Genomic DNA, 14,635 nt, shown 5'->3' with positions numbered 1-14,635 from the left:
CCATGAAAAAATTTTCATCGCCAAGCATGTAAGTAGTTCTTACCTGTTCCCTGTTCCCTATTCCCTACTTACAAGTCAGAAGGTAGATGGCAATTCTAATGAAAAAATTTCATTGCCTGAAAAATGAGCATTCAGGCATCTATATTGACATGCGCCTAAGTATCATTGTCATGGCAGCAGGGAAAATCCTTTTACTGAAAAATTTCTAAAATTTGGTATTTTCCCTTAACTTATCTCTACATAAATTATTACTGAACTAATCTTAAAACTTAAATATTAAAAATATGCAGCAACGCCTTCACAAAAAGCTGTTGAGATGGATTGCCTTGTTTGTTTGTGGAACATTTTTGCAATTTTTATTTTATCTACCAATCATAGCTTTTGCTCAAAATTCTCTTAGTAGTGACAATTCTAATAGTTGTAGCAATATCACTAACCCACTCACGCCAGAAGAACAAAATTACGCTCGGATTGCTTGGGAGTATTTTGTTAACAATTATCAGCCAGCAACAGGATTTACAAATTCCACTGGTGGCTATCCTTCAGGTACTCTCTGGGATATCGGCAATTATCTGATGGCATTAAATGCGGCGCGGTGGGTAAATTTAATTAACCAATCTGACTTTGACTCGCGACTCAACAAGTTTCTCTCTACTATTAGCAACCTCAAGCTATTTGAAGGAGCTTTACCAAATAAGGTTTACCACGCAGCCACTGGACAGATGGTAGATTACGGCAATAATCCTCTAGAACAGGGTATTGGCTGGTCAGCTTTAGATGTTGGTCGCTTACTCGCGGCATTTCACGTTATCCGTACCTGTCATCCTCAATATAATGATTGGCTGAAGGGGATTGTGTCGAAGTGGCAGGTAGGGCGATCGCTTAAAGATGATCAACTATTTGGAGCTACAGTTTTACCTAATAAAAATACTTTATTGGTGCAAGAAGGACGCCTTGGCTATGAAGAATATGCTGTGAGAGGTTATGAACTTTGGGGGTTTAAAGCACCCAAGGCTCTAGCTTTAGAACCATATAAAATGATTGAAATTAACGGAGTTAAAATTCCAGTTGATACCCGTGATTTTCAAAGCACCAATGCTAACAATTATGTAGTCAGTGAATCTTATATTTTAGATGGCATTGAATTTGGTTTAGAGGGGTATTTACAAGATTTTGCCACCAGAGTTTTAGAAGTACAAAAGCGGCGCTTCGATTCAACTGGACAGCTAACGGCTGTCTCAGAAGATAACATCGATCAAGCTCCTTATTTTCTTTATAATACTGTCTACTCTAATGGCGTTAATTGGGCAACTATTACAGATGAGAATAAGCCCTATCCACAGTTGCGCAGCATCAGCACCAAGGCTGCCTTTGGTTGGCGTTATCTTTTTCCCAATAATACTTATGCTCAGAAAGTTTTTGATGCAGTGAAGGATTTGCATAGCCCTGAGGGCGGTTTTTATGCTGGGCTGTATGAGGAATCAAAACAACCAAATAAAGCTCTGACAGGCAATACCAACGGGCTAATTATGGAGATTTTATACTATAAAGCCAGAGGTAATCGCCCACTTATTGGAGCTAGTGGGGTAAGTATTGCGGCGTCACCTTCACAACCACAACCATCAGAGCCAATTACCAAAACTCCTGCTTCAACAGTTACAAATAACCCAGTTAACCCACCCGCAACCAGCAAAAATACTCCAACTAATCCACCCTCAACTCCAGCCACAGTGGTAGTTGCACCCATTCCAGCAGTAGGCAATCCGCAGCCATCCTCCTGTCCAGTACTAGTTAAACCGCTAACGGTGATCCAAAAACGCTATGCTGAGGCAGCTTGGGCTTATTTCCAAGCCAACTTACAATCCAGCACTGGGTTGGTGAGCGATCGCTCTGATGTTAAAGGCGCGACTTTTTGGGGATTGGGAGATTATCTAGCCGCACTACATGCAGCTAGGACAATTGATATTATCTCCCCGAAAGAATTTGATCGGCGCACTCGTCAACTTTTAGCAGCGATCGCGCAGATGCCTCTGTTTGCCGGGGAATTACCCAACCGAGGTTACGATATCAAAACGCTGCAACCTGTAGATTATGGCGGTAACCTAGTTCCCGAAGGTACTGGCTGGTCGGCTTTAGATGTGGGGCGGATGATGGCAGCACTTTATAATTTGAAAACCTGTCATCCAGAATATACGGCAGCAGTCGATCAAATTGTTCTAGATTGGTCTTATTTACGGGTAGTGCGGAATGGTGTGATTGCTAGTGCCACCGCGAGCAAAGATAAAAATGGGCGATCGCTCCCCCGCGTTAAACCAGAAATCCGGTTAGGTTATGAAGAATACGCAGCACGTGCTTTTCAATTGTGGGGGTTTGATGTCGATGGCTCTGCGGTTGGTGGTAAATATAAAACTGCTACAGTAGAAGGTTTCCAAGTCCCTATTGAACGTAATCGAACAGATACCAACTCCAAAGTTAATCAATACACAGTCAGCAATCCTTTCCTACTGTATGCCTTAGAGTTTGGTCTAGATCCCCAAATGCGATCACTATTTACACCGATTTTCCAAGCTCAAGCCGAACGTTACCATAGCACCGGAAAACTCACTGCCTCAGCAACTACTTTAATTAAGCGCCAGCCTTACATTGTCCACAGCACAATTATTGCTCACGCGCAACCTTGGATGGCTTTAGGAGATGACGGTAAACCTATAGAGGATGGGCGATTGGTAAGTACGGCAGTAGCATTTGCATATCATGCTCTGCTGCCAGAAAATAATTATGCCCAAGAGTTAGTCAGGGCGACGACTGATTTATATAACCCACTGCTGGGATTTTATGAGGGTTTTTCCGAAAAAACTGGCAAATTCACCCTCGGTTTTAGCGGCAGTACCAATAGTATGATTCTGCAATCCTTGCTATATATGGCAACCAAGCAACCTCTGATTCGTCCAACTACTGCTATGAACTCTCCTTGGTGGCGAACAGTGAGTAGCGGCTATTCCGATCGCGGTTTACCTACTACTGCCAGGCAAAAATCGCGGTTTGTTTCTAATACTTCAGGTAATTACTGGGTTTCTAACAGTAATGATAGTAACTCAGTAACTCAAAAGTAGATTGTAGGGGCACGGCACCCATAATCTTTTGGTGTATACAGTAATCTTATCAATAGACTTCTTGCAGAAGTCGGTTAAAGGGAAAGGGGAAAAGGAGAAAGGAACTCAAAACCCTTTTCCTTTAACCTTTTCCCTTTCCCCCCTCTTGCAAAAATATATTTTTACAAGAGGTCTAATGCCGTGCCCATACGACGTATTGCATCCCAGCCTAACTGAACTGTATTGCGATCTCACACCCAATTGCAAACCACTATATTTGCAGCAATCTTCTGTATTACCCCTTTTCCCATCTCCATGATTTCCCGGGTGTGCATCGGATTTTTATGTGTATAAATTTATAACAAGGTTATGAATCTCAATGCCCAATTTTGAGTAGTAAACTATACTGGCACAAGTCAAGCAAGCTTTAACCAAAAGAGTAACTGATTTAGCAAGGATAAACAGGGTGATTCTGGAATCAGTATTGTATGTAACAACTAATCAGCAACCATCGGTTTGTGCTCCAGAGATATGGCAATGTTCGCCCTCTATAATCATTGCTGGCCCTAATAATTTTTATCCTGAGCCGCAGGTTTCAGAACCTGCTGCACCTGTAGAGAATGTACCCTTATCGCCAAATCCTGCAATCAGTCCACCATTAGCTCCACCAAAGCCTAAAGTCGCTCCACCACCTATTATTCCTTCTGGGAATCTCTCTCAACCGCGATTGACTAAACAAGCAGATATAATTGCTGCCCAACGTGCTTGGAAGTATTTTGAACGCAACTGGAATCTGCAAACAGGTTTAGTAAATTCGGTAGACAACTTACCGTGGACAACTTGGTGGGATCAAGGTAGTGCTTTATTAGGAATTCATGCAGCGCAGCAATTAGGTTTATTGCCGACTGATTTATTTCGACAACGTATGAACACCTTGCTTAGGACTTTAGAAACCCTACCTCTACCAGCTACAGGGTTGCCGAATAAAGCCTATAGCACTCATACTGCACAAATGCGAAAACTTAATGACAGTCCCGATCCTCAGGGTAAGAGTGGTTGGTCTGTTCTAGATTTAGCAAGATTTTTACTAGCCTTGCATATTCTGCGATCGCATTATCCAGAGTATAGCGATCGCATTAATCACATTGTTGCTCGCTGGAATTTAGCAAAACTGGTCAAAGATGGTTGGTTGAATGGCGCTATTCCCGCATCTGGGGGAAGATTTCGCGAAGTACAAGAAGGGCGGTTAGGCTACGAACAATATGCCGCTTATAGCTTAAAGCTGTGGAATATTCACGCCGCAAAAGCTCTTGCTCATCCACCAGTAGAAACAGTGCAGGTAGATGGTGTCACCTTACTAATCGACAGACGCAATCTCAAAAATTCTGGGGCTACCAACTACTTAACAAATGATCCTTATCTGCTTTGGGGCTTAGAAATGGGTTGGACAGATATGGTCAAACCTCAAGTTCAAAATCTCTTGAAAGTGCAAGCACAAAGGTTTAAACGTACTGGTATTTTAACGGCTGTCAATGAAGATTCTTTAGATCGTCCCCCTTATTTTTTGTATTACAGTGTCTACGCCAATGGTCAACCTTGGCAAGCTACTAGCGTTAGGGAAAAAACTTATGCCCATCTGCGATTTATTAGTACTAAAGCTGCGTTTTCTTGGTATGCACTAATGCCAGATGATCCTTACAGTAAAAAGCTGCGAGACTTTGTTCAGAATTTAGCTAGCAAAAATAACGGCTACTTTTCTGGGCAATATGAAAATCAGCAGCTTGGGATTAATAGTTCGCTAGATGTTAATACTAATGCAGCTATTTTAGAAAGCCTACTGTACCAAGCTAGAAACAAACGTCCCCTAATTTTTTAATTTTATTTTTGGTAGTAAGATGACTTCAGTATCCATCGTTGACAATACATCAAACTTTTCTGGAAACAGCCGTTCGAGCCTCAAAAAAAGAACGCTGCTCTTTCGCTATTTAGCAGAAATAAATTTAATTTTTGGGGCTTGGTATTTACATTGGCGTATCACTCATTCCATCAACTTTGATGTGCTTTGGCTTTCGATTCCGTTGCTAATAGCAGAAATTTATAGCTATATCGGCGGGATGATGTTTGTGATTGGATTGTGGCGACCCTTAGTGCGGCAGATTAAGTCACTCGATCAAATGTCGCCTCCTTTCCCCACGTCCAATTGGCCAACGGTTGATATATTTATTGCCTGTTACAACGAGCCACCAGAAATTGTAGAACAAACTGCCAGAGCCGCTTTACGTATAGATTATCCTCCAAATAAGCTTCGAGTTTATATATTAGATGATGGCAATTCTCCCGAGATGCGAGCTATGTCAGAAAAGCTGGGTATGGAGGATTTACAATCACCGCTATTACAACAAGAAGTTAGGCGAATTGATGCCGAAATTTCTGCGTTGATGAAGCGATCGCACGAACTAGAAAACCTCAAACCGACTTTGCTAGATGTTGAAGAATTTATAGAGAAATTACCTCCAGATAAATTCAAAAATAGCGAAGATAATAGCACAAAATTTTTACAAAGTCTACGACAGTTTATTCTTTGGTTACATCCCAATCCGCAAGATATTGATGGTACTTCTGAGGACAGCATTCATCAAAGTCTGATTACTGAGAATAAATTATTAGAGGAAGCTATTCACCAAAAATCATTAGAGCTAGTAGAACTTGCTCGTTTGCGTTACATTGCACGTCCGAAAAAACCTGGTGTCGCCCATCATGCTAAAGCAGGTAATCTCAATTACGCAATTTTTTCTGGAGAAACTTCTGGGGAATTTATTCTAACTTTAGATGCAGATCATATTCCTAAGTCACGCTTTCTCAAGCGAGTATTACCGTATTTTTATAACTACAATTTGTTCGTCGGAAAATACGAGCAGAACCAAATTGCATTTGTGCAGACACCCCAAGATTTTTATAACATTCCTCCGGGCGATCCTTTTGGACATCGAGCCAATTTATTTTACGGGCCGCTGCAACAAGGTAAAGATGGCATGAATGCGGCTTTTTATACAGGAACAAATGCAGTATTAAGACGAGAGGCTCTGATTAGTGTTGGATTACAATATTTTTCCGATGAGTATACCAAAGATGAAAAAAGGTTAGATGAATTTCAATTAATTGGTGGCGTTTCTAGCAATAGTATTACAGAAGATATGAATACAGCTATGCGGTTACATAGCGCCGGGTGGAAATCTGTTTATCACCATGAACTGTTAGCAGAAGGTTTGGCTCCAGATGATTTGAGTTCTACACTCAAACAACGTTTACGCTGGGCACAAGGTACTATTCAAGTACTAGTCAGAGAAAATCCCTTGACTAAATCAGGGCTAAGTTTCTGGCAACGTCTACAATATTTTAAGACAATGTATAGCTATTTTTCTGGTTTTGCTACTATTATTTTTATTTGTTGTCCAATTATCTACTTTTTTACAGGAATCATTCCAGTTAAAACTTATGGCAATGATTTTGCTTTACACTTCTTTCCGGCATTTATTATTAATAGATTGACCTTTATTACCGCTGGTTGGGGAATTCCGGCTAGGGAAATCTGGCGTTCTGAACAATTTGCGATCGCGCTATTTCCTTTGCTAATCCAAGCAGTATGGAGTGTATTTTCAGGTAAACAGATTAAGTTCCAAGTTACACCCAAGCAACGGCAATCAGGTATTTATATCCAGCTAGTTTGGCCACAACTACTAATTTTTACTTTAACTATTTTAGGCATCATCTGGACTATTTATCGCTTTGCAGTTGGTAGCTTGAACGAGCCTTGGGTGCACTTGCTAAATTGTGCTTGGGCTATCTATAACTTACTACTCCTCTGGTCTATTATCCGCGCTGCTTTCTGGCAACCACCACAAGATGTTTAATCTAGAAAAATCCTAAATTATTCTGAAAAATTAATAATTAACTATGTGGACATTACCTACCTTAAAAAGTAGGACAGATTCTGGCTGCTGAAGTATTCACAATAGTAAATAAGCAGGATGAAAACATAAATATATTGCTATCTCTCTTGCAGTTTTTCTCAAGTAAATGCCAAAATAGCAACATCTAATAACTTATCAAAATCACAGGTAAATCAAGCTATGAAAATTAAATTAACAATAATAGAAATATCAGGCATTTTAGATGCTAATAGAGGTAATCAGTTGCGGCGTGACGTTAGCGATATTGTAGAGAAACAAACAGAATTGGATGTGTTATTGATCGACCTTAAAGAAGTAAACTTTATGGATAGTTCTGGTTTAGGTGCTTTAGTGTCTTCTTTGCAAATAGTGCGAAGTGCTAATGCAAAACTCTTTGTCTGCTCTGCTAGTGCTCAAGTCAAGATGTTATTTGAACTAACTAAAGTAGATAGAATTATTCAAAACTTTGCCGACCGTGAAGAATTCAAACGCCAAGTGTTGTCTGTGCAATAAGCAATGACACAGTTGATTATAGAAATATGTAGATTGGACTAGACTAAGCAAAGTTAACCTTCAGCAAAGATAAGTCATCATCAAGATTTTCTTGGGCATTTACAGTCATAATCTGCGCTAATACTTGCTTAAGTGGGCTAGGATCGATATTGCTACAGTTGATTAACAAATCAATCAAAGCATTGAGACCCCAAAGTTGACCATTTGGCTGATGAATTTCATAAGCACCGTCACTAAAGATATATAAAGTGCTGTTGGCGGAGATTTCGATAATTGCATCTTCAAAGTGGACATCAGGTAAAAAGCCAATGGGCATATCTAAAGAACTTAGCTTTCTCACATTGATATCTGTTGGATCTTTACCAGATACTAGTACAGCTGGTGGATGTCCAGCATTAGCGTAAACAAGCTGACGTTGCGGGCGATGATAAACTCCATACCAGATGGTAAAGTACTTATCGCTGTGATAACTCATCTGAAAAGCTTGATTGAGAGCTTTGAGAACTTCACTTGGTTGACAAAAGTTAGTGTTGGGTAGAGACTGCGATCGCAAGAGATTAAGCACAGATACAGATAACAGCGCTGAACCAACTCCATGTCCTGAAACATCCAATAGATAAATTGCTAAATTATCTTCATCAAGCCAGTAATAGTCAAAGCAATCGCCTCCTAATTGTGCTGAAGGAATAAACAGCGCTTCTGTGGTGACTGTTCCTAGCAAAGGCGGCGGTAAAAGCGATCGCACATAATCAGCTGCTTCAGCTAATTCTGCTTCTAAAATTTGCTTTTGAGTTTGCAAATTCTGGTTAAGTTGCTCTAAAGCTTGTTTTTGACTTTGTAAAGCTTGATGAAGCTGGTGCAATCTTAACCCTGCTCTTACCCTTGCCTTTAATTCATTCATCTCTATTGGTTTGGAGACAAATTCATCCGCACCTGCATCTAATCCTTGAACTCTATCTTTTTCCTCTCCCGGAGCTGCACCTTTAGCAGTCAGCAGAATGAAAAAAGTAGTTGCCAATTCTGGATCTGCCTTGATCCGACGACAGACTTCTAATCCGTCTATCTTCGACATCATCCAGTCACAGATAATTAGAGCCGGACGTAAGCTGTTTGCTAATATAATTCCTTCTTCACCATCGCTGGCTATTGCAGTCTCATAACCCTGGTTTTGGAGCGTTCTTTTGAGTGCTGTACGCACGATCGGGTCATCATCAATAATCAGTATTTTAAACATAAATTATATTTAATTAAATTCTGCAAAAATTCCTTATTCTCATTTAAATTAACATTTTTTTGCTTGGTGCAAGATTAATAAATAGTCAAATATCCAAAAATATTATATATGCTTGATAAAAACAAATTCATTAAAGGTTTACTTAAAAAGTGCTCAATAAAATCAATTTCATAGTTAATACTGATTTGACTGCGGCTTCACAAGTTTTATCATGGTTTGATCGGATAAATCATCCACCTATTCCTGACACAAAAATATGGTGGGAATGTCAAACCCTTTTAATGGAAGGCTTTGCTAACATTGTTGAACATGCACACAAAGATTTACCTATTGATACATCAATTGAGTTAGAAGCTGTACGCTTCAGCGAACGCATAGAAATTCGGATATGGTCGCAAGGTAAAGCCTTTGATTTAGATAAAAAATTAGCAGAACTATCTGAATTTGAAGATAATGAGCTAGAGCGGGGGCGGGGTTTAAAAATTATGTCAGTAATTGCCGATCGGTTAACTTATAAACAAACAGCAGATAATCGTTACTGTTTATATATCTGTAAATATTATTGAATACCGTTATTTCTTAAGAAGACTTGAATCTGCTTGAGAGATTCTGCTAAATCATCAATTAACTTAGTAGTACCTCTATGCTCTTGATGATGAGCTAATTGTTCTAATTGCTCTGCTGCTCTTTGCATAGCTGTGACTCCCACATTGGCACTAGCACCTTTGAGGTGATGGGCTTCTTGTGCGATTTGCTGAAAGTCATTACTGGCGATCGCGGCTTTGGTTGCTTCTAAATGAGCCTGCGTATCCTCAACGAAGATTTGCAATAGCTCAAATTCAAATTCTGTGTTGTTTTCCGAAAGCTGATGCAGGTGTTCCCAATTGATCAGTAGATTGAATGAATCGGCATCTATTGTTGTTCTCTCAGGTTCAAAAATTGCGGCTTCTTGTGTCTTCAGGATTGCCCCCCAATGTTCTAGCCTCGCTGCCAATTTTTCTTTCATCACTGGCTTGCTCAGATAGTCATCCATGCCTGCATCTAAACACATTTGTTTGTCTTCTTTCATTGCATTAGCAGTCATTGCAATCACCACAGGGCGACGATGACTAGCAAAGGCGCTCTCTTGCCAACGATGAATTTCTTTTGTCGTATCTAAACCATCAAGAATCGGCATTTGGCAATCCATGAGAATCAAATCATAGGGGATTTTTTCTAATAACTGTAATACTTCTCTACCATTGGCAGCAACATCGGCACTATAGCCCAAACTTTCGAGCTGTTTGAGAGCTACTTTCTGATTAACTAAATTATCTTCGGCTAAGAGAATTCTTAACTGGTATTTATGAGAATTATTCTGTACAATACGTGGACAATTTGACAGTTTTGTAACATCTGAGGCATCAGAATCATCTGGTTTTGGCTCAGTTCCTAAGTTAGTCATAATAGTGTCGAGGAGGCGAGATGGTTTAACGGGTTTGACCAAATAAGCAGCAAATCCTATTGTGAGCGCTCGTTGGATTTCATCTCGTTGATTAGTAGAGGTAAGCATAATCAACGGTATATTAGCAATGGCAAAATTGGCTTTAATTTGTGTTCCCAAAGTCATGCCATCTATTTCGGGCATCTGCATATCAATCAAGACGACATCATAGGGCTGTTTTTGTTCATCAGCTGCTTGCATATTTCTCAAGGCTGTAGCTGCACAGTCAGCTGTGTCTACCTGCATTCCCCAACGGGTAGCTTGATGGTAAATAATTTTCCGATTAGTAGCATTGTCATCCACTACTAACAAACGGCGATTGTTCAGCAGTCCGCGATCGCTGATTATAGAAGCAGGCTGGAGTTGCTTAACAAAAGTTACTTCAAACCAAAATTTTGATCCTTCCCCTAGCTGACTTTCTACGCCAATTTCTCCTCCCATCAAAGTCACTAGTTGTTTGCAAATAGCTAATCCTAAACCTGTGCCTCCATATTTGCGAGTTGTAGAAGCATCCACTTGGGTAAATGGTGCAAAGAGTTTGCCTTGATCTTCTGGAGCAATACCAAGTCCTGTATCTGTGACAGCAAACTGGATAGTGGCTGTAGTTAATGTTTCAGCTCGCAATTCCACCTTGACTACGACCTCACCAACGCTAGTAAACTTGATAGCATTACTCAGCAGGTTCACTAAAATCTGTCGCAGTCGGCTAGCGTCCCCTTGCAGCTGGGTGGGGACGTTGCGATAAATTAACGCTGCAATTTCCAATCCCTTATGATTGGCTTGAGAAGCCAACAAGTCTAAAACTTCCTCAACACAGGCCGATAAGTCGAAGTCTAGAGTTTCGAGAACCATTTCCCCAGCCTCTAGTTTAGATAGATCCAAAATCTCGTTAATTAAGGATAAAAGAGCGTCTCCACTAATACGTATAGTTTCGACAAAATCTCGCTGTTCTGGGTTGAGGAATGTTTCTAACAACAAGCCAGTCATTCCCAAAACGGCATTCATAGGGGTGCGAATTTCATGACTCATGTTTGCCAAAAAAGCACTTTTGGCTTGAGATGCCAACTCAGCTTGGTGACGAGCTAATTCAAGTTCTTGTCGCTGAGTCGTTTCTGCTTCTAATAATTTGGCTTGGGCTAAAGCAATACCGATTTGGTCAGCTAATTCCTGCAAAAATTCAATTTCCCAAGAAGTCCATTGGCGGGGATAGTTGCACTGATGGGCAATTAGTAATCCCCATAGTTGCTTTTTGAGTAAAATCGGGACAACTAGATTAGCTTTGACAGCAAATTGTTGGAGCAATTCGAGATGGCAAGGTTTAAAGTTAGCTTGCTCTATATCAGTAATGGCACTAATCCTTCCCTGACTATATTTCTGGATATAATCTTGTGAAAAACAAGGCTCAACGATGTTCTGTCCCATGACAATGGGCAATCCAGGTAGCACGGCCTCTTTTAGCGCTGTTAAATCGCCATTTGATTCCAACTGCAAAATGAGGACGCGATCTGCTTGTAGCAACGTTTGCACTTCTGTCACGCTGGTTTGCAGAATGTCATCAATTTGCAAAGACTCACGAATTTTTAAAGTGACATCGGCTAACAATTGCGATCGCAAGTTCTGGCGTTGGAGTTCTGCTTCTGCTTGCTTGCGCTCGATAAACTGACCAACTTGGTTTCCAATAGAGGTCATACTCATGAGCAAATCTAGATCAATTTGCTGCTTTTCCTGCTTAAAGAAAGTGATGACGCCAAAGATTTTATTACCACTATGGATAGGAAACCCAAAAGCTGTATGCAATCCGGCTTGAGCAGCGATTTGGGTACGGACGAAGTTTGGATCTTCAACGACATCATCAATCCAAACAGGCTTATTCTCATTCCATATCTGACCAGGTAATCCAACTCCTAGTGCAAAAGTAGCTTGTCGGGTGGCGACCTCAAACTCTGGGACTTCCAAGGATGCTTTTTGCCACATATCGAGACAACGCAGCAGATTTTCTTGCCGATCTACTAGCCAAATTTCCCCCAAATCCCATCCCAAGCTTTTACAAATTCCTTGCAAGATCGGGGGAGTAGCTTCAGCGATTGTGTTAGCTGCTGTTAAGACGCTGGTTGCCGCATATTGTGCGCTCAGATGCTGTTCTGCCCGTTTGCGATCGTTAATATCATGTGCAGTTCCCATAACTTGGCATGGCGTACCATCTGCTCTGCGCTTGAACACGGTTTCACGATGCCAAAACCACCGCCATTCACCGCTAACATGCTTTAACCGCTGCTCAAACTCGATGATCTCGTTGCCCTTCAGCTTCTGGGATGCTTCAAAATACATCATCCTGTTGGCAAAATCGTCGGGATGAATGATAGTGCCCAGTAAGTCCGGGCCCATTGCGTTCATTTGTTCTGGCTGATAGCCCAGATATGTACTTGCAGGTTTATTCCCATAAATGGTCTTCATGTTGTCTAAATCGAACACATAGATGAGACTAGGCGAGTTATCCGTGACACTCTCAGCAAAGCGCTTGCTTTCTTGCAATGCTGCTTCTACCTGCTTGCTTTCAGTAATATCAATCCCAGTACCAATAACGTATTCAATATTACCTTCATCATCTTTCAAGATGGTGTTCGACCATGCAATCAACCGCCGGCTACCATTCTTAGTTAACCAGTAGTTTTCGTAATTTTTCGCAACTTTACCACTTTGTAGCTGTTGGAAAACGGCTTTGACTGGCTCGACTTCTTCAGGAATCAGAAAAATGTTCCAGAAATACCTACCTCTGACTTCATCAAATGAGTAACCAGTTGTTTGCTCGCAAGCTTGATTGAAGCGAACGATTTGCCCTTGGGCGTCGAGCACTAGTACCAAAGCTCCGGCTGTATTCAGAACTGCTGAAATAAAGTTACGCTCTTTTTCTAGTATTTCCTCTGTCCGCTTTCGCTCAGTTACTTCTCGGTAAATGAGGTTGTAGACGACAGCGAGAATGAGAAAACACAAGCAAATGGCGATCGCAAATGTCCAAATTGTATTCCATCCACTAGCTGTTACTGCTGCTCTCTGTTGGTGATACAGCTTTTTTTCCGCGTTCTCCATCTCAGCAATCAACTTGCGGATATCATCCATCAGAATGTTGCCTCGATTTGTCAAAACTAGCTCCAAGCTGTCATCAAATCCCTTATTTTGGCGAAATTCTATAGTTTCCTTCAATTCTGCTAGCTTTGCTGCAATCAATCTTTCAAGGATGGTAAGTTGCTGCTGTTTTTTGGGTTGATTTGGTGTTAACTGTTTCAGCTTTTGAATTTCTGCATCAATATTGGCAATTGCTACTTGATAAGGTTGTAAATAAAGTTCTTCTCCCGTAAGTAGATAACCACGTTGTCCAGTCTCAGCATCTTTTAGTAGAGATAGTAGTTTTTCTTGAGTGTAGATTTTCTCTTCAGTAATTTTTTCTTGGTTAGTAGTATTAATCAATAATTTAGTATTTTGATAGAAAACTATACCAGTCAAAACTAATAGCGTTGCTGCTAATCCAAATCCGGCTGCAATCTTTTTGAAGAATTGGATACGTGTTTTCTTAAGATATTTGCCTTTTTGATTTGTTAATACTAAACTTGCTAAATTGCGCCGCAATTCCATTTGCCTGATGACTTGGCGACCTAAAATTCGTAATGCCTCCGTCTGTTCCGTTGTTAGGTTCCGTGGTACATGGTCAATTACACAGAGTGTTCCTAACCCATAACCTTCAGCATTAATCAGCGGTACACCTGCATAAAAACGTACGTGAGGATCTGACGTCACTAAAGGATTAGCCGCAAATCGTTCATCAGTTGTGGCATCGGGAACTACAAAAACTTCAGATTGTAGGATCGCATGAGCGCAAAATGCAAGATCGCGGGGCGTTTCTAAGGCTGCCAAACCGACTTTTGACTTAAACCATTGACGGTTGCTATCAATCAAGCTGACTAAAGCAATCGGTGTGCCGCAAATATATGATGCTAAATGAGTAAGTTCATCAAAGGCTTCTTCAGATACTGTATCGAGGATCTGATACTGCAAAAGCGCCTCAATTCTCTGTGCTTCGTTATCAGGGAACGGTGGTTTCATCCTTGAGCTTGGTTTGAAGTTATTAATCGGGTGATTGCTGCTTAAGTATTTTTGACTAAAATTAATGAAATAAAAAGTAGTTATTTTAACTAACTATCATGAAATTGTTATATCAATAATGATACTTTTTAGCGAAAATAGTTATAGTAAGTTCACTGATATAGGATATGCATCAGTCTTGCAAAGTTTTACCATGATGTGTCTTTGGACATTCATCAATGTTAATTCGCATATCATTAAGGTTTTGAATTTTTGAGGCGATATC

The 14,635-nt window shown here is 40.5% G+C and carries 7 protein-coding genes; 5 read left to right on the top strand and 2 right to left on the bottom strand.

The annotated features are described in order from the left end of the window. The first annotated feature begins 284 nt into the window (after positions 1–284). The 4 genes from BV372_RS23050 to BV372_RS23035 all read left to right on the top strand — a co-directional run bounded on the left by BV372_RS23050 (position 285) and on the right by BV372_RS23035 (position 7,555). Positions 285–3,113, top strand: coding sequence for a DUF3131 domain-containing protein (locus BV372_RS23050; RefSeq protein ID WP_086688826.1), 2,829 nt, complete (start codon positions 285–287; stop codon positions 3,111–3,113). Between the two features lie 445 nt (positions 3,114–3,558). After that, positions 3,559–4,968: a DUF3131 domain-containing protein gene (locus tag BV372_RS23045; RefSeq protein WP_218776757.1), complete on the top strand. Its 1,410-nt coding sequence runs from the start codon at positions 3,559–3,561 to the stop codon at positions 4,966–4,968. A gap of 19 nt (positions 4,969–4,987) precedes the next feature. Continuing rightward, the gene (locus BV372_RS23040) at positions 4,988–7,003 is read left to right on the top strand and encodes a glycosyltransferase (RefSeq protein WP_086688824.1); all 2,016 of its coding nucleotides are present in this window, start codon (positions 4,988–4,990) and stop codon (positions 7,001–7,003) included. Between the two features lie 219 nt (positions 7,004–7,222). After that, complete coding sequence (locus BV372_RS23035; RefSeq protein ID WP_086688823.1) at positions 7,223–7,555, top strand: STAS domain-containing protein; 333 nt, start codon at positions 7,223–7,225, stop codon at positions 7,553–7,555. Between the two features lie 43 nt (positions 7,556–7,598). Here BV372_RS23035 and BV372_RS23030 read toward each other — a convergent pair whose 3' ends face one another. Beyond that, the gene (locus BV372_RS23030) at positions 7,599–8,789 is read right to left on the bottom strand and encodes a SpoIIE family protein phosphatase (protein ID WP_086688822.1); all 1,191 of its coding nucleotides are present in this window, start codon (positions 8,787–8,789) and stop codon (positions 7,599–7,601) included. Positions 8,790–8,938: 149 nt separating this feature from the next. Between BV372_RS23030 and BV372_RS23025 the strand changes: the two genes are divergently transcribed. Next, complete coding sequence (locus BV372_RS23025) at positions 8,939–9,355, top strand: anti-sigma regulatory factor (protein WP_086688821.1); 417 nt, start codon at positions 8,939–8,941, stop codon at positions 9,353–9,355. Here BV372_RS23025 and BV372_RS23020 read toward each other — a convergent pair. After that, a complete protein-coding gene (locus BV372_RS23020) occupies positions 9,349–14,370 on the bottom strand; it encodes a GAF domain-containing protein (protein ID WP_086688820.1) in 5,022 nt (1,673 codons plus the stop codon). The genes BV372_RS23025 and BV372_RS23020 overlap by 7 nt on opposite strands. Positions 14,371–14,635: the final 265 nt, after the last annotated feature.

Origin of the sequence: Nostoc sp. T09 (assembly GCF_002154695.1) — a bacterium.
Lineage (GTDB): Bacteria > Cyanobacteriota > Cyanobacteriia > Cyanobacteriales > Nostocaceae > Aulosira.
The sequence above is the reverse complement of the archived record's forward strand: the minus strand, read 5'-3'. Positions and strand labels throughout refer to the sequence as shown.